This window comes from Mesorhizobium sp. C120A (assembly GCF_030323105.1).
In the GTDB taxonomy this organism is placed as follows: domain Bacteria; phylum Pseudomonadota; class Alphaproteobacteria; order Rhizobiales; family Rhizobiaceae; genus Mesorhizobium.
Map to the genome: position 1 here is coordinate 4,687,271 of NZ_CP100476.1, position 18,328 is coordinate 4,705,598.

The window sequence follows — 18,328 nt, forward strand, 5'->3', positions numbered from 1 at the left end:
CCGTCGTCGCCGCTGCGATGGTGATCGAAGATGCACCTCCGTATGCAGTGTTAGGAAGAATTCCGGCAAAGGTGATCAAGAAGCGCTTCGACGACGAAAATAGCCGAGGCTTATTGAGATTCGGTGGTGGATTGGGCAGACGCCATATCTCGAAAAGAGAGAGCGGCCTTTTGATCTTTCTTTTGAAGAATTCACTGGAATTTATGCTAGGCCCATGCCCTAATGACAAGCCGCCAGCTTGCATTGGTAATATTTAGAAATCCACCAGTGTCTTTGCGTGTAATCTGAACGGCACTAGAAGCCTGCGACCCAAATCTAACGACCATATTTGTAGCATCGGGAACGACACTTAGGCCTCGATTGGTGCTCGCTTCGTGCGATCCAATCGAGACAGGTTCTTCGTCTCCAATAGAATAGCCACCCTCAGCAGTGGTGCACTGTAAGAATGCAAGGTAATTTTTCGGCTTCACCCCCAGCCCATGAGCCAACGTCAGCGACCCGCCGGATGTGATGGTCTGTTGCGGGCTTTCATAAAACTTCTGAAGCAACGCCGTGGACGACTGGACATAGCGTGCATCCTGTTCGGCCTGCGACCATTGCAGCTTGATCCATCCTCCCCAGGCACCGCCAGCCTGCCTGCGCCGCCATAGCTTTTGGTCTGCCGCCGTAGTGTCGTTGACGAAATCATGCACCGTCTGCGTCCGGTAGCCAGTGCTTCCGTGCGCTTCCACAAACCCCAGGAACCAATTTACGCCGTCTGGCGCATTAGCCGCCGCCGAGGCCATATACCAGCCGTTGTCCAGGGCGTTGTTCCAATCGGTGATCGTCTGCGCGACGACACCAAGGTTGGGTCGGCTATCAAGTTTCAGATCAAACCCAGCCTTGACGAACCCCGTTGTAGCCAATTGCGTGGTATTCGTTCCAGGCGCTGCGGTCGGCCCCGTTGGCGTCCCGGTAAATGTCGGGCTGGCCTTCGGCGCCAGGCTGGACACCGCGATCCCACTATCCTTCCCCACCTTGCCCGTGGTGCCCGCGAAAGTGACAATATTGTCGGTTGCCGAAGACGCAGGCCCCAAAAAATCTCCTACTCCCGTCCCGTCGGCGCCTCTGTCGCCGGCACGGTCGAACATCAGCCAGATGCCGTTGGCCACCGTCGGCAAAGTGCCGGCGCCGCTGACATAGGCGAGCGTCAGTTTGCGGTAGCGCGTCGCGGCCATCAAATCGTCGCGCAGTTTCACCACCTTGCCGTCCTTGCGATGGTAAAGCCGAAATTCCTCGAACCAGGGCAGCAGCGACGAGAACACCTTGAAGCGGCCGGACTGCATGCGGTCGAGCATCTCCATCAGCCCGGCCTCGACCGAGACCGAGCCGTCGGCGAAGCGGGCGTGGCCGGTGAGCATGTTCAAGCCGTGGGCGGCATATTGCCTGGCGAGCGCCGTGCCCGCCCCTTCCAGCGTCTCGCGGCGGCCGTCGCGCGGCCAGGCCCAGGGCAGCCATTCGCCCCATGGCTTCAGCGCCAGCACCTGCATCGCCGGCGTCTGCTGCGAGGCCCGCGCCGCCTTGGAGATATAGACGACATCGGCCTCCGTATCCCAGGCCAGCTCGACCGCGGCCGACGGATGGTCCCAGCCGAAATCGAGGGCGCCGATCCGCGGCCAGTAGCGCGGCAGCCGGAACGGCTCGCAGGCAATCAGCTCCTCGGCAATCGGAAAGATGCGGCCGGAGCCCAGCACCGGAATGCCCTTGGCCCTCGCTTCGCGCTCATGTTCGGGATAGGCGGCGATGATCGCGGCACGCTCGTCCGGCGAATAGTGTTCGACGTCGTCTATGGTCATGAAGGTGACGTGACGGGTCATGCAAGCATGCTCCAATAGAGTGTGGCCATTGATACCACCGCTCGTCAATGCGAAGCTGACCCAAGACTTGGGGGAACACATGATTCGGATTGCAATCGTTGTCGCCATTGCCGCCAGTGCATCGGCATGCACCAGCCAGGCGAATGTTCCTTACGATACGAGTAAAAAAATCTGCAGAACCCGTACCGATCCAGGAACAGGGTTCAAACGCGAGGTCTGCGTCCCCGACACTCCCAATCAATCCTGTATGCTCTATATATATCAGTATACCGGTCGAGAGAAAATATTGTGCGGCCCATTAACGCGCAAATCGCCAACCGCCGAAGGTCGTGCCAGGCAACTTGCCGGCACCAAATACCCCTGATTCGACTTATCAACTGGGTTTGATGCGGATCACCTTTGGCGCCTGCGCATCCATGAACATGTAGCACCTGCCAAGCAGCGCCTTTTTGCCGAGCTCATCGAACACATTCTGCCCCAGCGGCGTGATCAGCACCTCGCCCGTAGCCAGCCCATCCTGGTGGCGGGCCTCGATCTCTTGCCAATGCGCATTCGCAACGTCGGAAAGCACGACATTGAAGGCTGGATGATTGTAGCTGACCAGCACGTTGCCATCATCCATGTCGGACGGCTTCATGTCCGGGTGATAGTTGTAAATCATGGCAAGCGTCTGGATGGCGGCCATGGCTGCCGCCTCATCGGACAGGCCGGCTTCCGTCAGCACGCAGGTGCCGTTTTCAAGGATGGCAAAGTCACGGCCTCTGTCGAAGTAATAGCCGAACCGTTCCTCGATGCGATCGATGGGTTGTGAAAACGAGGGTCGCCATTTGGGCACCTGGGGCTTTGACACCTCAGCACCACCCGCCGGCGACACGACAAGCGACGACAAACCGCCTGTCAATACCTGCCGCCTGTTCATGGACTTGGTTCCTCGACAACCTGGCCACCAGTCTAGTCGCGGTTCGCGATTCCGCAACGCGCCGAAACGGGAAAGCTTCGCTCTCATCTTTTCCTTTATCGCTTTATGCGGTAGGTCTTGCCGTGCATCGGCGACATCGATGCGTCTGGGCTGGTGCATTCTGCGCGGCCTGTACTCTACGCGGGTGGGACAGCCACTCTTTGCCATGACAGATCTATTCGAGGCGATGCGCCTGTCCGCCGAGGACAGCGAGGTTGCTCATCTTTTTTTCAGCGAAGGCGGTAAGATCCTGCTGCCACTCGGCAAATCGACAAATGCCATGACAGGTCAGGAGATGCTGGAGCGGCTGCTGTCGTCCCCGCATGATGACGATGGCGCGCTTGCCCACGACCTTCTCGGCGAGCTCGGCAAGACGGTGCCGTTGGAAAGCCTTCGTCTCCTGCTGACATCTGCCAATGCTGAGACGCGAGCGGCGGGTGCGTTTATTGCCACCTTTCAAAACCAGAACATAAGTTCGATGGTGGGTGAGCTGGCCGCGCTGCTTGGGGACAGCAACCCGCGCACGCGCTTCGATGCCGTGGAGTCTATCTTGCGATGCAGTACGCGGAACGATGGTCAGCATCTCGCGCAGGCGTTGTTTGCCCTTGATGATTATCACGATGGTGTACGCATGGGAGCCGTCAAATTTGTGCGCTTTGCAAAAGACTGGCAGTTAAAGCTTGCGCGTCAGCACGCCGCGTTGCTCAGGCCGCAAACGCCGTTTTCGGCGATCGCCGATATCTCCGGGCAATGGCGAGATGATGCATCAGGCATGATCCGTGCGATGCTCGACCATTCAGAGCCGGCAGTGCGCCGTTACGGCCTGGGGCTGGCCAGCCGGGCGAGGTTGGTCGTTGTTGACGCGTTCGTCGAATGGGCGCAGGCGTCCGCCGATCCTGAAATCAGCAAACTGGCAACCGATTGCATCGAGCACAACCAGATATCGCACCACGCCGTATGGCAATCATCATTGCCGGCAATCGCCTGAGGCACCGCTGATCTCGAGGTCAAGATAGCGACGTGACAGGACGTAGAGCCTGCCGAACTGATTCAAAGTAATGGTCGTATGATGTTGTCCGCGCACGATATTTGCGTCGGGCGTGGCGGTTCTTACCTTCTCCCCTTGTGGGGTGAGAAGCGGTCCGCGTGGCGGACGAAAAGCCATTGCTTGGCTTTTCGAGCTTCGAACGCCCTGAGCCTGCGAAGGGCCAGGTGGTCGCCGATCCAACCTGCCGGGTCCCGGCTGCTCCGCAGCGTCCCGGCGTTCGCCGGCCTTTCGTCGTGCCACTGGCACGACGAATTCGCTTCGCGAACCAGCTGCTCACCCCACAAGGGGGGAAGGGAGAACCTCCTGCGCCGTCAAGAACCGCAACACCACGTCGCTCATGCCCAGCAGCGGCGTGAACGTCACGATGGTGATGCCGCCCGTCGCGTTGGTGCGGGTCAGGCCTTCGGAATAGATATCGAGCGGCGGCTCCTCGTCGAACCAGACGCCGTGCAGGGTTTCGCCCTGCCACTTTTCGCGGCCCTTCTCATAGCTCTTGAACGAAAGCACCGATTCATCGGCCTGCACGTCGCCGCCGCCGCCCCAGCGCACCACGATGCTGTCGAGCGCGCCCGGGGCGCCGCGGCCCATGGTCGTGTGCAGGATGGCGTTGGCCGGGATCATGCCGGTGCCCCATGCCGCCTGCTGCTGCGGCGGGCCGACCAGCACGCGCTGCGGGTTGTCTCGCGTGCCCTCGCCGGTCACGCCGGCAGCCCATAGCCTGACGGCGGTGTCGAAGGTCTTGCCCTGCCACCACGCGGGATAGCGGCCGGTGAGGTGCATGGCCCATTCGGCGCCGCCGGCCCTGGTCTTGCCCAGCTGGTTGCCGGCCATGAACAGCCGTTCGCGGTTCTGCGCGCCCGCGGCGTGAAACTGCGCCTGCCTGGGATAAGGCCGGTAGGCGGCAAGCTGGTTAGTCCTGCGCCTGCGGTCCAGCTCCTGCAGCAGCGCCAGATAGTGGCGGCGCGCCTTCAGGCTGGTCGCCAAACGGCCCGAGGACGGCTTCGAGGCCACGGATGCGGCGGCGGATCTCGTCATCGCTCAAGGCTTCCAGATTGTCAGATGAAACATGCAAATCCTTGGCCAGATCCTTGGGCAGCACCGATTGCACGATCTTCAGATACTGGTCGGGCTTGTCGGCCCGGACCGCGGCAATCACGCCGGCGCCATGGGCGCGGAAATCGGCGCGAACCGCGTCGAGGAAATCATCGCCAAGCGTCTTCTTCGTCCGCTTCGGCTTGGCAGCGGCGGCGGCAGGCGCCTTGCGGTCAGGGCGCGCACGCGGCGCCGTCCGGTCAGCCATGATCCGAGATCCCGGCGGGCTCGGCGGTCGCTGCCTGCTTCGCCGGCTTTGCCGGCCTTGCCCGCTTGATCTTGCCGGACTTGATCTTGCCGGACTTGCGCCGTGCCGATTTTGGCCCTGACCGTTTTGGGGCGGCCTTGCGGGCCGCATCAGCGGCCGGCGCGTTGCGTTTTCCGGCGGGCTCGGCTTTCAGGGTTGCCCTGGCAAGGGCGATCGCCCGGCCGTCGTGCGTGCCGCGCGGAAAACCGAAGCCGCCGATGGCATCGACAGGACCACCGCGAACCATGCCGATCAGCACGCCCGGCATACCGGCTCGATACGGCCGATGCGCGCCTGCGGGGCAGCGCCCTCGAACACGCCAATGGCGCTGACGACCTCGCGGCCGTCATCGTCGGTGATGATGGTGGCATAGCGGTTGGACAAGGGAGGCCTCGCGGATAAGGCAGAATGAACCGAGGATAGCGTTCCTTCACGCCCCCCTCTGTCCTGCCGGACATCTCCCCCTCAAGGGGGGAGATTGGCAGCTCCAGGGTCGCGACCAATTTGCAGCGCTGACGATTGGCGAAAGCAAGGCGGCAGTCCGATCTCCCCCCTTGAGGGGGAGATGGCCGGCAGGCCAGAGGGGGGTGCTGTCCCGCCGACATCCGATATCCGCACGTTGTGGGCATCAGGAAAACAAAACCCGCCTTGTGGGCGGGTCGCTGGCGCAAATCAGCACCATGGGTAAATAATAGCAAAGCTGCCCTACCCGTCAATGCAGATAAGAAATATTCCTACTCTGGTCAAAGCCGCGTCTTGGCGCGGCCGCGCATTGCGCAAGGGCAGCATCGATGGGATGCTGCGTCTCGTCGGAGAGCGCAATGAGCAATGTGACCAGTCACTATGGCAGCGGCGGCATCGTCGAGCGCATCCTGGCGGCTGTGCCGGACGCCAGGGCCGGCAGCCTCGCGGCCGAACAACTCTATCCGTTCGACCAGCTTCATGGCCGCGAGCTGATCGCCACGCAGGACCATGCCGCGCGTCTTGCGCCCTCCGTCGGCGATCGGGTTCTGGACATCGGCAGCGGCATTGGCGGCCCGGCCCGGTTCCTTGCCGAGACCTATGGGTGCAGCGTCGACGGCGTCGACCTGACGCAGGCGTTCGTCGAGGCATCCCGCCGATTGACCGAGCTCTGCGGCCTCGGCGACAAAGTGCGTTTCCATGAGGCCGATGCGACAAGGCTGCCTTTTGCAGACGACACATTCGACGCGGCAATCTGCTTCTATGTCGGCATGAATATCGCTGACAAGGCGGCGGTCATCGGGCAGGCGTGGCGCGTGCTGAAGCCGAAAGCCAGGCTTGTCTGGACCGAGGCGGTGCTGGCGGACGGCGAGCCTACCTATCCCTTGCCTTGGGCGGTGTCGTCGGCGGCCAGCCATCTTGTCGACGGCGAGACCCTGAAGGCTCTGTTTGCTTCAGCCGGATTCCGGGTCGACGATGTCATCGACGAAACCGGCGATCACGTCGAGCTGGCGTTGAAACGGGCAAATTCCAGCATCGTGCCCTCGCCCGCCCAGCAGCAGGCCAATGAGATCGTGCTCGGCGCCGAGTTCGTGCATCGGCGAAAAAACTACATAAGCAGCCTGAGCGAGGGAAAACTCGCGTCACTGGCCGTCATCGCTTCCAAGCCGGCCTGAAAAACAAAACCCGCCTCGGCGGCGGGTCGGCGGCGCAAATCAGCACCATGAACAAATCATAGCATAGCTGCCCTCACCGGTCAAGATATGTCAGGAAAGAATTCCTACATCGACATCGATCGGAGACTCGGCGATGCTAGCGCTACCACATCCGGCGTCAAGTCATATGCATATGTTCTAAAGTGCCATGCCGTCGGCGGATGTTGTCTGATAATTTGCCCTTTGGCATCAAGGGGGCAAAAGAAGCCATGTCTGAGGACAAAATCCGAAATATAAATCTGACCGCCGACATCGTCGCGGCATTCGTGCGCAACAATTCAGTGCCTCCGGATAGCCTGCCGGCGTTGATCGAGAGCGTCAATGCAGCGCTCGCGGCCGTGGACAATCCCGTTGCTCCGCCGCAACCTGCGCCTGAGCCCGCGGTCAACCGCAAGCGCTCGGTAACGCCGAATTTCATTTACTGCCTCGAGGATGGCAAGAAGTTCAGGTCGCTGCGGCGTCATCTCGGCTCCGCCCATGGCATGACGCCGGAAGCCTATCGCGCCAAATGGGACCTGCCCGGCGACTATCCGATGACGGCGCCCAGCTACGCCGCCAAGCGATCGGAGCTGGCAAAGGAGTTCGGGCTCGGCATCAGGACACCCGAGGCGCCGGCCGCCAAGGCGCCGGCCAAGAGCAAGACCAAGGCGTAAAGGCACGCCCCCTCCGTGCCGTACGCCTGCTGGAGGACGATCGTGGTGGCCGGAGAGCCCAATGACGTTCGCGTGGAACGTGTCGACCGCCGCCAATGGGCGGTGCTGGTTGCCGAGAATGGCACGGTGACCCAGCATCTGTTCATGGCCCAGGAAGCGGCCGAGGAGTTTGCCGACGGCGAGCGGACAAGGCTCGGCCTTCCCGCCAGGCCGCCGGCGGCGGATCCGCTGGCCTGAACAGTCCTTCAACCGGCTGCAGGATACAAGACGCAGCCTTCGACAGGCCGTCTAGCGACTGGTCATTAGCTGGCTCTTATGGAATCATTCCACTCCAACTCGGGGGAGAGCGGGATGGACAAACCAGCCATGGCATCCGTGTTCAGGATGCGGCAAGCGCCAGCCACTGTTTCGGGCGTTCGCAGCGTCGGCCAAGGCCAGGCCGATCCGGTCATCGGCAGAAGGCCGCTCGGCGAGGCGATCCGCTTCGTCATCGACGCCCATCCCCATTACGACATCAGCTGCGTTTCGATCGCCTATGGCGACGGCTCGGCCCCGCGCCTCGGCAGCCGGGAGGTCAAGGCGCTGTGGGCCGAATATGGCCGCCGCTGGATGGAAGAGTAGCGCAGGCCATCGGCCGACGCCTATCGCTTGCATCCCCGTCCGGATCGTAACAGCGGCTCATGCGTTGAGCGTGAGCCAAATGGGAGCAACAGCCATGAACGTCGCCAATCTGCAACTCGAAGGCCTGCTGATGGCCGTCGCCTCGATCAATCAGGTGCTGGTGCGCAAGGGCCTGCTCACGGTGGAGGATATCGACATTGCGCTGCGCAAGGCCGAGGCCATCGAAACCGGCGAGGAGCGGTCCGACGGCATGTCGGAGTCCAACCGCGACGCCGTCAACTTTCCGATCCGACTGCTGGAACTGGCCAATCAATGCCAGCCGGAGGCGGACATGCCGTCCTTCTCGAAACTGGCCCGCATGGTCGGTCAGATGAAGGAACCCTACAACGACCAGATGTGAGGCGGTCTGCCGACGCGGGGCCTCACCCTCGGCCAATCTTCGAGGCCAGCACGCTGCCCGGTCCATGCACGGCGGCGAACAGCAGGCCGGCGGCGAACGGGAAATGGGACATGAAGGCGCCGAACTCGGCCTGGTTGCCGGTCCAGTGCGACGGACCGTGGAAGGCAAAGCCGAGGAAGACCACGTAGACGGCGGCGACCAGGGCGGCCGGCGTGAAGAACGCTCCGGTCAGCAAGGCGATCACCAGCAGCGTTTCGAGGATCGCGGCGCACCAGGCCAGAAACAGCGGGAACGGGAAGCCGGCGGCGGCGATGTAGCCGGCGGTCATGTTCATATCCATGAACTTGAAGGCTGCTCCCATCGCGAACATGGCGGCCAGGGTCAGGCGGGCGATGAGAATGGCCGCGGTCTGCCACGGCGATTGAACGGCTTCCATGATGTGCTCCAAAGGTTTGCAACGGGTTTCGCCCCAAGGACGGGCGCCACGCCGCCGATCCTACACCAGCCCGCGAAATTCTTTCGCGGCAAAGCCGGACCTCGCAAAAGGAGGCGCTTGCAATCCTCTTGCCGCGCGTGGCCGCTCAGAGCTTCGCCATCAGCTCCCGCCCCAACCGTTTCGGCGGCTCGGCGCGCAGCACCACATTGGTCGTCACCGCGCCGTAGCGGCCGATGGCATCGACGATGCTTTCGAGGTCGGGCGGCGACGGCACGACCACCTTGACCAGAAAACAATCCTCGCCGGTCACCCGCAGCACCTCGACCACTTCCGGCATGGCCGCGAATTTCTTCAGGCAGGTCTGGATGTGCTCATGCGTGGTGCGCAGGCGGATCATGGCCATGGTGCCGAGACCGAGGGCGGTGGGATCGATCGCGGCCCGGTAGCCGGCGATGATGCCGCGCTCCTCCAGCCGCTTCACCCGCTCCGACGTCGCGGGCTGGGACAGGCCGACGCGGCGGCCGAGTTCGGAAATGCCGATGCGGCCATCCTCCTGCATGATCTCGATGATTGCCATGTCGGTGGGGTCGAGCCGTGGCCGGTAATCGCCGTTTGCCATGAACACCTTCAATCCATCGGAATTCTTCATCGCTTTCCGATGATCTCTCATTCCGCGAACAAGGAGAAGCCCTAGGATTGGGACATCATCTGCGGCGAAGAAACAGGATTTTCCATGACCGACTTCATCATTCTGCCGGGCAGCGGCGGATCGGGCGAGGCCCACTGGCAGACACGCTGGCAACAGGCCGACCCGGCGATGCGCCGCTTCAGCCCGGCAAGCTGGGAGCTGCCGGATTTCGACGACTGGGTGGCGGCGCTGGACGTCGCGGTGTCACAGGCACAGACCCCGCCGGTGCTCGTCGCCCACAGTCTCAGCTGCCTGCTGGTCGCGCATTGGCAGGCGGTGTCGAGCCGTCGGATCGGCGGGGCGTTTCTGGTTGCGGTTCCCGACCCGGCCTCGCCGGTCTATCCCGCTTACGGAATTCCCTTCGCCGATACGCCGCGCGGGCCGCTTCGCTTCCCCTCGCTGATCGTGGCCAGCACCGACGATCCCTATGATCCGAACGGCTATGCCGGTGAGAAAGCCACACAATGGGGCAGCGAACTGCACATCGCCGGGCCGCTTGGTCACATCAACAGCAATAGCGGGCTGGGCGACTGGCCGGCGGGAATGGAGCTGCTGACGGCCTTCGTGAGAGACAGACAGGCCGACCACGCAATCGCACCGTAGGCGCCCGAAGCGTGCGCGCGGGCTTGCCCCGACTTGTCCCGCCAGCTATCTCTCGGGAGGGGCGTTTGTGAGGGAGCCTGCGAATGGTGTCCGTCCGATATCTGGTCCGCGATGTCGATCTGTCCATCGCGTTTTATACGAGCTATCTGGGCTTCGCGCTGAAGCAGCAATTCGGTCCGGCGATGCCATCCTGACGCGCGGCGACCTCTCGCTCTGGCTCGCCGGTCCCTTGGCGTCGGCAGCCAGGCCGATGCCGGACGGCCGGACACCCGAGCCGGGCGGATGGAACCGCTTCGTGCTCGAGGTCGAGCAATTGCCGTCAATCGTGACTAAGATGGTCGAAGCCGGCGTGCGGTTCCGCAACCAGATCGTCGAAGGTCCGGGCGGGCGACAGATTCTTTGTGAAGACCCGTCCGGCAACGTGATCGAGCTGTTCGAGCCCAGCTAGGCTTCGGCCGTCGCCTCGGATTCGGCGCCGGGCTTTGCCTGGCCTTCCCACTGCCGCTCCGCCTCTGCTTTGCGCTTCGGACAATCCTCGTAGTCATGCTCTCGCGAACCGCAATAGGAGCAGCATTTTGCCGGCGTGTCGGTTCGAAGCATTGTGGCCATGCACAAGAATGCACGAAAATTCATCCGGTTGCAGCAGCGTCTGCGACGTCGCTGCTGGGATGCGTGACCGCCAGCCTGGCGCCGCCCTCAATAGCCGCCGCCGAGGATCGCAGAATCTCGGCGGCAGACATTGCGCGCGGCGCGTATTCGTCCGGCCTATATCAAAGTTAAATGCGGATGCTGGGCGTGAGGTGGTAGGTGATCGCGATGGGGGGACTCTCAACGCGCTCGAGGTGTCCCATGGACGTTCGAAATCTGATTGCCAAATTGTCAGACGCGGTATTGTACCGCCGCGCCGCGTCTTCGCCGATACTGTTCAGGCCGATCCGCAACTCGCTCGCCGACATCCCGTTGAAGCCGGCGCCGCGGCCGCCTTATCGTCCGCATCGGCCGATCTGGCCGGCAAGCAACATGTAGCTCGCCGGGCTGCAACCAGTTTGTGATTTCCTCGTTTATGGCGATCCCGTTTTCAAGGAGGCAAGTGATGAGATCGATCCGGGCGAGGCGCGAATGGTTTGGATGGTGAGCGCATGAGCCGTTTTCTGCCCCTGACGATCAGATTCGTGGACGGAAGCGCGATGACGGTGTCGTCGATCGCCGACGCCAGGAGGGCGCTAGGCGGAACATGGAAGAACAAGCAGACGGCGGCCTACAAGGCGGCCGACAGGCTGGTGGACGACGCGTCGAACGGCATTTGCCGCCCGGACATCGCCTTTGCCGCTTTCCAGAATGCCGCCGCCCAACAGGGCTTGCTGAAGCCGGCCAAGCCAAGTGCCGCCCTTGCCATGCTCGACGAATTGGCGTCGCTGGATGGGCATCGTTGAAAGACCGGCTGACGGATTGCCGGCGATGTCATGGCGAACGCCGGATAGCCTATCTCGGCTCGCGGTTCATGCTGAGATAAGTCGGGTCGAACTCGGCGATTTCCACCAGTTGCTGCCAGTCCAGAATGGTCACCATGTAATTCGCCCAGCCGATCACACCGATCTTGCGCAGCGCGCCGATGACCCGGTTCATGTGGACGACCGAAAGCCCAAGCACATCGGCCAGTTCCGCCTGCGACAGGGGAAGCCGGAAACTCATGCCGTTGGTCTGCTTGACGACCTGGAGCCGCACGAACAGCTCGCACACAAGATGCGCCAGATGCGAAGTCTTGGACCGCCGGCCCATGGCCACGATCCATTCCCGATGGATGGCGCCATCGACGAGCGTGTCCAGCCAAAGCAAGCGGCTGAGATGAGGCGCCTGTTCGGTGATCGTCCTTAGCCGACTGTGGTCGGCGGCGATCACCCGGCATGGCGACAAAGCTATAATGCCATGGTCCATTGTCTTGAGCAGGAAGGCGTGCAAATCGACAAAATCGCCTGGCACCTGCAACGAGGTGAACTGGCGCCCGCCATCCTCCAGCACTTTGTAGCGCGCCGCCAGACCCTCGATGATGAGCGTGCTGTAGCCTGGCCTCGATCCCTCGGAAACGATGTCCTGACCGGTGGCAAAATCCATCTCGATGGTCATGGCGGCGGCCAGCAGCCCCTTTTCCTGCTCGGACAAAGCGTCATGCTGGCCAAGGTTGAGATAAAGCGGTTCTAGCATCGAGGATCCAGTTCGAGATTTCGTGGACATTCGTGGCCTAGCCAAACGCCGGAGATCGGGTGCGGTTGCAATCGGCCGGCACGGCGACGGCTCCTGGCAGGAAATCTGCTCAGGACACAGTCGCATGGAACCATGGGTGCGGGTTGGGATTTAATCCATGTCGCTCAAAAATGGCCCCGATTTTGAGACAACGACATGCATAAAAACACAGACCTGAAGCGCGTCGCCTGTCCTTTCAACCGCGATGCGCCTTAGCGTTCTCACGCAGGGATCCTTGCACACATGGAACGGTTCTACTTCGACTTGTACAACGCCGAGACCCAGATTGATGAAGAGGGGCAGCTTTTTCCCAGCCGGGAGCGTGCGGGAGCCGAAGCGCTGCGCATATTGCACGATGTGGCGCGCGACGAGATTCCGGAGGGCGACCACCGGCGGATCACCGTCAAGATGCTGAACGAGAACAGGGAGCAGATATTCGAAGCGTCGCTGACCATGGCGTCGCTGTGGAGTTGAACTCGTCGACCCTGTCGAGGACTGTATGGAACCTCTTGCCCTCCCCTCTGTTTCCTAAGGAGGGGCCAGCGGCAGAAGCTGCCCGGCTGATTGACTGGAGGCATCTATGTCCTTGCAAAAGCTTCATCCCGAGCAGGTCGACGACACACGCAGGCTTGCCTATTCGACCTTTGCCCCGGCGCTGATCGGTTCGCTCACCAAGCGTCTGGCGCGGTGTCAGGGCGTCAAGGAACTGGGCGCCCTGGAAAAGTCGCTCATCCGCCTGATCGAAGACTCTGATGTCGATGGGCCGCAAGCCGAGGCGATGAAAGAGTTCGCCATCGAGCTGGTGGTGTCGACGATATCGGAAGCCCGCGCTCACCCCGACACCAAGAGCGATGTCGAAGCCGTTGGCGAGCGCCGCGCCGAAGGCCGCTCCGAGAACCCGCAGACGCTCGAGGAGCAGTTGCAATCAGGCCTCGAAGACAGTTTTCCGGCCAGCGATCCGCCCGCCGTCATCTCGACCGCCATTTCCGGCGGCTCGAAGGACCTTGTCGGTACAGATGAGGTGTTGCGCCGCAAGAAGGAGGCGGCGCAGCGAAAGCAGGAAAAGGCCGACGCCGGTTAGCCGGACAATTCGCGCGAGCCCGAGGCGATGAGAGCCGTCAGCCGAAGCGCTTTTCCGGCGACTGTCCGCTGGCCGGTGACTGTTCGCCGGCCCGCGTGACGATCGCCTCGAGCGGCTCCGGCCGGTGAAGCAGAAAACCCTGGCCATAGGCCACGCCCATGCCGCGCAGAATGTCGAGCGCTTCCTGCTGCTCGATCTTTTCGGCCACCACCGCGCAGCCGAGACTTTTGGCGATGCCCGCTATGGCCGAGACGATCTCGCGGTCGAAACGGCTTTCCGCGATATTCTCGATGAACGAGCCGTCGATCTTGATCTGATCGACCGGAAAGCGCCGCAAATATTCGAACGAGCTCATGCCGGCGCCGAAATCGTCGAGGCTGACGCGGCATTGCCGCTCGCGCGCCTTGCGCACGAACTGCTCGGCGGCGTCGAAATTGGTGACGGCCGCGGTCTCGGTGATCTCGAAGCCGATGCCGGAATGCGGCGCCCCGGTCTCGGCGATGACGGCGTCGACGAAATCCCATAGCAGCGGATCGCTCAGCGTCTGCGCCGACAGGTTGAAGCCGAGCATGATGGCGCCTGACCGCATCGCCGCGCCATGCTGCGAAAGCGCTGTCCTGATGATCCAGCGGTCCAGCCGCGAGGCAATGCCGAAGCGCTCGGCGACCGGAATGAATTCGTTGGGCGGGATCAGCTTGCCATTGCGCCCGGCAAGCCGCGCCAGCACCTCGACGTGGCGGCTCTCCTGCCAGGGCTGGCCGAGCAGATGGATTTCCTGGCCGAACAGTTTCAGCCGCCCGTCATCCATGGCGTCGACCGTGTCGGCGGCGACACGCGCCGCGTTGAGGCCGCCGGAGCCCGACGCCGCATCGGCCGAAAACACCGCGAAGCGATTGCGCCCGGCCGCCTTGGCGGCATAGCAGGCGTCGTCGGCGCAGGCCAACGCATCGGCAACCGTGGTGGTGGTGTCCTCGACGAAGGCGATGCCGATGCTGGCCGCGAGTTTTCGCGAGGTCGCCGGCAGTCCGAGGTCGGCGTCACGGACCGCCGCAAGAATCGCGCCGGCCAGCGCCTCGGCCTTGGCCGATTGGCAATTGGGCACCAGCAGCGCGAACTCGTCGCCGCCGAGGCGCGCGGCACGTGCCGATGCCGGCAGGCAGCCCAGAATACCGGCGGCCACGCCCGTCAGCGCCAGGTCGCCGGCGGCGTGGCCGGCAAAGTCGTTGAGCGCCTTGAAGTAGTCGAGATCGACGTAAAACACCGCCAGCGGCAAAGCCCGCTCGGTGGCGATATGCACGGCCAGCAGCCGGTCGAAGGCGGCACGGTTCAAGAGGCCCGTCAGCGCATCGTGGTGAGCGGCGTAGGCGAGTTCCCGCTCGCGTTTCTTGTCCTCGGTGATGTCGCGCACGGTGCCGAGAATCTGGCCCGCCGTCTCGGGCGCCGCGATGAAGCGCACCAGCGATTCGACATGGCGGATTTCGCCGTCGCGCCTGACGATGCGGTATTGCGCGGCGACGACGCCGTCGGTCGAAAGCGGCGCCAGATGGGCGCGCTCTGCGGCATCCTTGTCGTCGAGATGCAGATAGGAATGCCAAAGGTCGGCAGCCACCTCGTCGGTGTCGGCGACCAGGCCGAATATCTCCCTGGTGCGGGCGTCCCAATAGCTCTTGCTGGCGTCGATGTCGTGATGCCAGATGCCTGTGCCACTGGCCGCCAGCGCCAGGCGAAAGCGCACATTGACCCGCTCCAGTTCGGCTTCCGCCTCTTTCTGCCGGCTGATGTCGGTCTGCACGCCCATCAGCCTGACCGGCTTGCCCGTCTCGTCACGCTCGACAATGCCGCCGCGGTCCAGCACCCAGATCCAGTGGCCGTCCTTGTGCTTGAGGCGTAGCTCGGTCTCGATCGAGGCGGTCAGGCCGGAAATGTGCCGCTCTCCGCTGGCCAGCGCCCGCTGGCGGTCGTCGGGATGCGTCAGCTTCAGCCAGAGGTCGTCGCTGTTGGCAAGCTCGCCATCCTCATAACCCAGCATGTGCGACCAGGTTGGCGAATAGAAACAGTCGCCGCTCAAAATATCCCAGTCCCATACGCCGAGATGAGCGCGTTCGAGCGCAAGCGCCCAGAATTCGCCGTTGCGTATTTTCTCTTCAGCCATGCCCTGGTTTCGCTCACTCCGTCGCCGCCACTATGCACGCAAGCAGAGAAGAAAGCGTTACCGGGTGCGCCGCGCCCACAGTGCGGACAAGGCCTGCAATCGTGCCGGACCATGCCGTAAGGCGTCATCATGCGATTGGGGCTCGTCATGCCATTGGCGCCCTGATTGGAACCGCCCTGCCCGGGCCTGGCTCGACGATCCTTATCGCGCGGCGGCGCGCATTGTCCTCGAGCAGGCCGCGCAGTTCCTCACGGCCGCGCGCGATGCGCGACATCAGCGTGCCGGCCGGCACGCCGAGCATCTCGGCGGCCTCGGCATAGGAGAAGCCCTCGATGGCGACCATGGTCAGCGCGGCACGGCGGTCGGGGCTGATCGCCTGCAGCGCGTCGATGATCTCGCGGGCCGCGACATTCTCCAGCTGGTCGGCGGGAGAGGCCTGCACCTCGCCGGCCTCCAGCGGCAGCATCGAGGCCTCGCCTCGCCGGTTCACCTTGCGCATCTGGTCGATGAACAGATGATGCATGATCGTGAACAGCCATTTTCGCGGGCTCTCTCCCGTCTGCCAGTTGTCCAGCCGCAGCAGCGCCCGCTCCAGGCAGTCCTGGACGAGATCGTCGGCGGAATCGCGGTCGCGCAGCAGCGAGCGCGCATAGCGGCGCAGGCGCGGGATTTCGTCGAGAATTGCTCTCTGCTTTTCGTCCATGACCTTTTGTCTTCGTTTCGGCATGCCGTTGCCGCAAAACCGCTGCGCCCCCGGGTGAGGACAGCTTTGGCTGATCTGAAAAATTCCTCTGTTCATGCCTGTCGTCGGCTCCAAAAACGCTGGGCACTTTTGGGCGACAGGCATGACGCGCTCAGCGCGGCGCGGCGTCGATGGTGACCCGGTGTGGGTAGAAGGCGCCGTGGGCGCAAATCTCGGCCATCTCGTCGAAGGGCTGCTCATAGGCCCACATCGCATCGTTACCGGTCTCGCCCGCCGGCAGCACGTTCCAGTAGCTGGCGTCACCCTTGTAGGGGCACAGCGTCGACCGCTCCGTCTTCTTGAGCTTGCGGAAGTCGATGTCCTCGAACGGGATGTAGAAGGAGAAGGGATGGGGCGGCTCGGTCACCATTTTGGCTTTTGCCGAGGAAGCGATGATGTTGCCGCTTGCAAACACGACGACACGCCCGTTGAAGGGCTCGACGGTGATCACCTTGCCCGGATTGCGCCTGAAGCCGGGTGACGGGTTCGCATGCTGATCCATGACTGCTCTCCTTGTCCGCTGGTGGTTCGATGCCGGTCGACGGCGTCAGCTCTCACTGGTCACTGATGGGCCGGCGACAGCCGTCACGCGCGACAGCTTCTGGCGCTTTTCGAGCTTTGGCTTTTCATAGGTCTTCTTCATCGTTCTTCCTTTTCTGACGTCTGGCAGCCGGTCCGCGCGGCTACCGGCCGTACGATCATGGCTCCAAGGGACAACAGGCGCATCTCCCGTCCGGCCGATGCGCCGCCGAAGAAATCGGGGTCAGCGTGGCAAGAATGATTCGCATCGCCGCGATCCGACGGCGGTGGATTTATCTCAGCCGGGACGGCCATGCTTGGGCCGGGCGGAACACGGTTTTGGCGAATGCGGCCCTGTCAGCATGATCGCAAGGCTTGGACAGGCGGGAACAGCCACCCGCGCGGCTATATGGCGATGGCTGCTTGGCGCCGGTGCACGCCGCGAAATATCGATAATAAAGGACGGCAGGTGAGACTCTACAAAATTAAGATGATTTGCCAGATATTTTCGCCTTTTCCGCACGAGAACTAAAATAAATTATCGACAGACGAACTTTCACTTTGGAAAAATGTCCATTTTATCTCTGTTAACCAAATATTAACCAAAATTATCCGATACATACCGAAGTTATTCGCTGTCGCAATCCGAATCTAAGTTGTAATAATAATTGCACAGTTCGCTTGTGACATTACTGTACCGTTGATGTCTTGCGAAGCATGCAGCGGAGGAGCTGTAGGGGTGAAATCCGGGTCAAGACCGTTTTGCGAAGAACGATCTGCCCCGACGGAGGGCCATCGCATGAGATTGCTAAAATACGCGCTGCTGCTGGGTGGGTCGCTGCTTGCAACCCTTCCCGCGACCTCCACCGTCTTGACCACCAACTTTAACGTGAAGATCACGATCACAAACGAATGCAAGATCCTGACGGCTAGCGATCTTATTTTCGGTTCGCACGGTATCATTGATACCAATGTGGACCAGACCAGCACCATTGGCGTGCAATGCACCGCCGGACAGACCTACGTCGTGGGTCTGGGTCTCGGAAATGGCGCGGGCACAACCGTCGGGAGTCGCAAGATGACCGGGCCGGGCGCAGCGGTGGTCAACTATAGTCTTTACCAGGATGGCGGCCATGCGCAGGTCTGGGGCATCACATCCGGCACCGACACGCAAGCGGGAACCGGCAATGGCAGCGTCCAGAGCCTCACGGTCTACGGGCGCGTTCCGATCCAGCCGACACCGGTGGCGGGCGACTATGCGGACATCGTTCAGGTCACCCTAACCTACTGATTATCGGCACCAATTACGAGGAAG

The 18,328-nt window shown here is 62.4% G+C and carries 25 protein-coding genes and 1 pseudogene; 13 read left to right on the forward strand and 13 right to left on the reverse strand.

Annotation, left to right across the window (positions count from 1 at the left end):
* Positions 1-206: 206 nt before the first annotated feature.
* Both NL532_RS22825 and NL532_RS22830 read right to left on the reverse strand, forming a co-directional pair.
* Complete coding sequence (locus tag NL532_RS22825; protein WP_286487480.1) at positions 207-1,988, reverse strand: phage terminase large subunit family protein; 1,782 nt, start codon at positions 1,986-1,988, stop codon at positions 207-209.
* A 241-nt stretch (positions 1,989-2,229) separates the two neighbouring features.
* Positions 2,230-2,934 (reverse strand): hypothetical protein, encoded by a 705-nt coding sequence (locus tag NL532_RS22830; protein WP_155923799.1) that lies wholly within the window; start codon positions 2,932-2,934, stop codon positions 2,230-2,232.
* On the opposite strand from NL532_RS22830, the gene NL532_RS22835 reads away from it, so the two are divergent.
* Entirely contained in the window at positions 2,915-3,802 is an 888-nt protein-coding gene (locus tag NL532_RS22835) for a HEAT repeat domain-containing protein (RefSeq protein WP_155923798.1), read from the forward strand. The genes NL532_RS22830 and NL532_RS22835 overlap by 20 nt on opposite strands.
* A 333-nt stretch (positions 3,803-4,135) precedes the next feature.
* Here the strand turns inward: NL532_RS22835 and NL532_RS22840 are convergent, their stop codons facing one another.
* The 4 genes from NL532_RS22840 to NL532_RS22855 are packed head-to-tail and all read right to left on the reverse strand — an operon-like array spanning position 4,136 to position 5,585.
* Entirely contained in the window at positions 4,136-4,873 is a 738-nt protein-coding gene (locus NL532_RS22840; protein ID WP_245270244.1) for a terminase large subunit domain-containing protein, read from the reverse strand.
* Positions 4,773-5,162, reverse strand: coding sequence for a hypothetical protein (locus NL532_RS22845; RefSeq protein WP_023693740.1), 390 nt, complete (start codon positions 5,160-5,162; stop codon positions 4,773-4,775). The genes NL532_RS22840 and NL532_RS22845 overlap by 101 nt, the downstream gene beginning before the upstream one ends.
* Positions 5,155-5,469, reverse strand: a complete 315-nt coding sequence (locus NL532_RS22850) for a hypothetical protein (protein WP_245270240.1) — start codon at positions 5,467-5,469, stop codon at positions 5,155-5,157. Before NL532_RS22850 ends, NL532_RS22845 begins: the two co-directional genes overlap by 8 nt.
* The gene (locus tag NL532_RS22855; RefSeq protein ID WP_280799790.1) at positions 5,454-5,585 is read right to left on the reverse strand and encodes a hypothetical protein; all 132 of its coding nucleotides are present in this window, start codon (positions 5,583-5,585) and stop codon (positions 5,454-5,456) included. The genes NL532_RS22850 and NL532_RS22855 overlap by 16 nt, the downstream gene beginning before the upstream one ends.
* A gap of 437 nt (positions 5,586-6,022) precedes the next feature.
* Between NL532_RS22855 and NL532_RS22860 the strand changes: the two genes are divergently transcribed.
* The 5 genes from NL532_RS22860 (at position 6,023) to NL532_RS22880 (ending at position 8,551) form a co-directional block, all read left to right on the forward strand.
* Positions 6,023-6,838, forward strand: coding sequence for a class I SAM-dependent methyltransferase (locus tag NL532_RS22860; RefSeq protein ID WP_023828884.1), 816 nt, complete (start codon positions 6,023-6,025; stop codon positions 6,836-6,838).
* A 248-nt stretch (positions 6,839-7,086) separates the two neighbouring features.
* Complete coding sequence (locus NL532_RS22865; protein WP_023671447.1) at positions 7,087-7,530, forward strand: Ros/MucR family transcriptional regulator; 444 nt, start codon at positions 7,087-7,089, stop codon at positions 7,528-7,530.
* 42 nt (positions 7,531-7,572) lie between these two features.
* On the forward strand, positions 7,573-7,767 hold the full coding sequence (locus NL532_RS22870; RefSeq protein ID WP_023689866.1) for a hypothetical protein: 195 nt from the start codon (positions 7,573-7,575) through the stop codon (positions 7,765-7,767).
* Positions 7,768-7,881: 114 nt separating this feature from the next.
* A complete protein-coding gene (locus NL532_RS22875; RefSeq protein ID WP_023671445.1) occupies positions 7,882-8,151 on the forward strand; it encodes a hypothetical protein in 270 nt (89 codons plus the stop codon).
* A 94-nt stretch (positions 8,152-8,245) separates the two neighbouring features.
* Positions 8,246-8,551 carry a hypothetical protein gene (locus NL532_RS22880; protein WP_023671444.1) on the forward strand — a complete coding sequence of 102 codons (306 nt, stop codon included), beginning with the start codon at positions 8,246-8,248 and terminating at the stop codon, positions 8,549-8,551.
* A 22-nt stretch (positions 8,552-8,573) separates the two neighbouring features.
* On the opposite strand, the gene NL532_RS22885 is transcribed toward NL532_RS22880, so the two are convergent.
* A complete protein-coding gene (locus NL532_RS22885) occupies positions 8,574-8,987 on the reverse strand; it encodes a DoxX family protein (RefSeq protein WP_023700688.1) in 414 nt (137 codons plus the stop codon).
* A 145-nt stretch (positions 8,988-9,132) separates the two neighbouring features.
* A complete protein-coding gene (locus NL532_RS22890; protein ID WP_023693744.1) occupies positions 9,133-9,606 on the reverse strand; it encodes an Lrp/AsnC family transcriptional regulator in 474 nt (157 codons plus the stop codon).
* A gap of 114 nt (positions 9,607-9,720) precedes the next feature.
* On the opposite strand from NL532_RS22890, the gene NL532_RS22895 reads away from it, so the two are divergent.
* Together NL532_RS22895 and NL532_RS22900 are read left to right on the forward strand one after the other, a co-directional pair.
* The gene (locus NL532_RS22895) at positions 9,721-10,278 is read left to right on the forward strand and encodes an RBBP9/YdeN family alpha/beta hydrolase (RefSeq protein WP_023697757.1); all 558 of its coding nucleotides are present in this window, start codon (positions 9,721-9,723) and stop codon (positions 10,276-10,278) included.
* 83 nt (positions 10,279-10,361) lie between these two features.
* Positions 10,362-10,726 (forward strand): annotated as a pseudogene (locus tag NL532_RS22900) (VOC family protein).
* Here NL532_RS22900 and NL532_RS22905 read toward each other — a convergent pair.
* On the reverse strand, positions 10,723-10,887 hold the full coding sequence (locus tag NL532_RS22905; protein WP_023671439.1) for a hypothetical protein: 165 nt from the start codon (positions 10,885-10,887) through the stop codon (positions 10,723-10,725). The pseudogene NL532_RS22900 and the gene NL532_RS22905 sit on opposite strands and share 4 nt — an antisense overlap.
* Before the next feature lie 240 nt (positions 10,888-11,127).
* On the opposite strand from NL532_RS22905, the gene NL532_RS22910 reads away from it, so the two are divergent.
* Both NL532_RS22910 and NL532_RS22915 read left to right on the forward strand, forming a co-directional pair.
* On the forward strand, positions 11,128-11,304 hold the full coding sequence (locus tag NL532_RS22910) for a hypothetical protein (protein WP_023828882.1): 177 nt from the start codon (positions 11,128-11,130) through the stop codon (positions 11,302-11,304).
* A gap of 113 nt (positions 11,305-11,417) precedes the next feature.
* A complete protein-coding gene (locus NL532_RS22915) occupies positions 11,418-11,711 on the forward strand; it encodes a DUF982 domain-containing protein (protein WP_031202968.1) in 294 nt (97 codons plus the stop codon).
* 49 nt (positions 11,712-11,760) lie between these two features.
* Here NL532_RS22915 and NL532_RS22920 read toward each other — a convergent pair whose 3' ends face one another.
* Positions 11,761-12,480 (reverse strand): Crp/Fnr family transcriptional regulator, encoded by a 720-nt coding sequence (locus NL532_RS22920; RefSeq protein WP_023671436.1) that lies wholly within the window; start codon positions 12,478-12,480, stop codon positions 11,761-11,763.
* A 282-nt stretch (positions 12,481-12,762) separates the two neighbouring features.
* On the opposite strand from NL532_RS22920, the gene NL532_RS22925 reads away from it, so the two are divergent.
* Complete coding sequence (locus tag NL532_RS22925) at positions 12,763-12,993, forward strand: DUF6894 family protein (RefSeq protein WP_023671435.1); 231 nt, start codon at positions 12,763-12,765, stop codon at positions 12,991-12,993.
* A gap of 106 nt (positions 12,994-13,099) precedes the next feature.
* Positions 13,100-13,600, forward strand: a complete 501-nt coding sequence (locus tag NL532_RS22930; RefSeq protein ID WP_023828880.1) for a hypothetical protein — start codon at positions 13,100-13,102, stop codon at positions 13,598-13,600.
* A gap of 37 nt (positions 13,601-13,637) precedes the next feature.
* Here NL532_RS22930 and NL532_RS22935 read toward each other — a convergent pair whose 3' ends face one another.
* The 3 genes from NL532_RS22935 to NL532_RS22945 form a co-directional block, all read right to left on the reverse strand.
* Positions 13,638-15,752: an EAL domain-containing protein gene (locus NL532_RS22935; RefSeq protein WP_023828879.1), complete on the reverse strand. Its 2,115-nt coding sequence runs from the start codon at positions 15,750-15,752 to the stop codon at positions 13,638-13,640.
* 145 nt (positions 15,753-15,897) lie between these two features.
* A complete protein-coding gene (locus tag NL532_RS22940; protein WP_023693751.1) occupies positions 15,898-16,455 on the reverse strand; it encodes an RNA polymerase sigma factor in 558 nt (185 codons plus the stop codon).
* A gap of 151 nt (positions 16,456-16,606) precedes the next feature.
* Positions 16,607-16,996, reverse strand: a complete 390-nt coding sequence (locus NL532_RS22945; protein ID WP_023828878.1) for a DUF427 domain-containing protein — start codon at positions 16,994-16,996, stop codon at positions 16,607-16,609.
* A gap of 816 nt (positions 16,997-17,812) precedes the next feature.
* Here NL532_RS22945 and NL532_RS22950 point away from each other — a divergent pair.
* A complete protein-coding gene (locus NL532_RS22950) occupies positions 17,813-18,304 on the forward strand; it encodes a Csu type fimbrial protein (protein WP_023671429.1) in 492 nt (163 codons plus the stop codon).
* Positions 18,305-18,328: the final 24 nt, after the last annotated feature.

Coding starts and splice junctions, on each gene's coding strand:
- NL532_RS22835 (WP_155923798.1), top strand. CDS start 2,915: ATGCGTCTGGGCTGGTGCATTCTGCGCGGCCTGTACTCTACGCGGGTG.
- NL532_RS22830 (WP_155923799.1), bottom strand. CDS start 2,934: ATGCACCAGCCCAGACGCATCGATGTCGCCGATGCACGGCAAGACCTA.
- NL532_RS22845 (WP_023693740.1), bottom strand. CDS start 5,162: ATGGCTGACCGGACGGCGCCGCGTGCGCGCCCTGACCGCAAGGCGCCT.
- NL532_RS22850 (WP_245270240.1), bottom strand. CDS start 5,469: ATGCCGGGCGTGCTGATCGGCATGGTTCGCGGTGGTCCTGTCGATGCC.
- NL532_RS22860 (WP_023828884.1), top strand. CDS start 6,023: ATGAGCAATGTGACCAGTCACTATGGCAGCGGCGGCATCGTCGAGCGC.
- NL532_RS22865 (WP_023671447.1), top strand. CDS start 7,087: ATGTCTGAGGACAAAATCCGAAATATAAATCTGACCGCCGACATCGTC.
- NL532_RS22875 (WP_023671445.1), top strand. CDS start 7,882: ATGGACAAACCAGCCATGGCATCCGTGTTCAGGATGCGGCAAGCGCCA.
- NL532_RS22880 (WP_023671444.1), top strand. CDS start 8,246: ATGAACGTCGCCAATCTGCAACTCGAAGGCCTGCTGATGGCCGTCGCC.
- NL532_RS22885 (WP_023700688.1), bottom strand. CDS start 8,987: ATGGAAGCCGTTCAATCGCCGTGGCAGACCGCGGCCATTCTCATCGCC.
- NL532_RS22890 (WP_023693744.1), bottom strand. CDS start 9,606: ATGGCAAACGGCGATTACCGGCCACGGCTCGACCCCACCGACATGGCA.
- NL532_RS22895 (WP_023697757.1), top strand. CDS start 9,721: ATGACCGACTTCATCATTCTGCCGGGCAGCGGCGGATCGGGCGAGGCC.
- NL532_RS22905 (WP_023671439.1), bottom strand. CDS start 10,887: ATGGCCACAATGCTTCGAACCGACACGCCGGCAAAATGCTGCTCCTAT.
- NL532_RS22910 (WP_023828882.1), top strand. CDS start 11,128: ATGGACGTTCGAAATCTGATTGCCAAATTGTCAGACGCGGTATTGTAC.
- NL532_RS22915 (WP_031202968.1), top strand. CDS start 11,418: ATGAGCCGTTTTCTGCCCCTGACGATCAGATTCGTGGACGGAAGCGCG.
- NL532_RS22920 (WP_023671436.1), bottom strand. CDS start 12,480: ATGCTAGAACCGCTTTATCTCAACCTTGGCCAGCATGACGCTTTGTCC.
- NL532_RS22925 (WP_023671435.1), top strand. CDS start 12,763: ATGGAACGGTTCTACTTCGACTTGTACAACGCCGAGACCCAGATTGAT.
- NL532_RS22930 (WP_023828880.1), top strand. CDS start 13,100: ATGTCCTTGCAAAAGCTTCATCCCGAGCAGGTCGACGACACACGCAGG.
- NL532_RS22935 (WP_023828879.1), bottom strand. CDS start 15,752: ATGGCTGAAGAGAAAATACGCAACGGCGAATTCTGGGCGCTTGCGCTC.
- NL532_RS22940 (WP_023693751.1), bottom strand. CDS start 16,455: ATGGACGAAAAGCAGAGAGCAATTCTCGACGAAATCCCGCGCCTGCGC.
- NL532_RS22945 (WP_023828878.1), bottom strand. CDS start 16,996: ATGGATCAGCATGCGAACCCGTCACCCGGCTTCAGGCGCAATCCGGGC.
- NL532_RS22950 (WP_023671429.1), top strand. CDS start 17,813: ATGAGATTGCTAAAATACGCGCTGCTGCTGGGTGGGTCGCTGCTTGCA.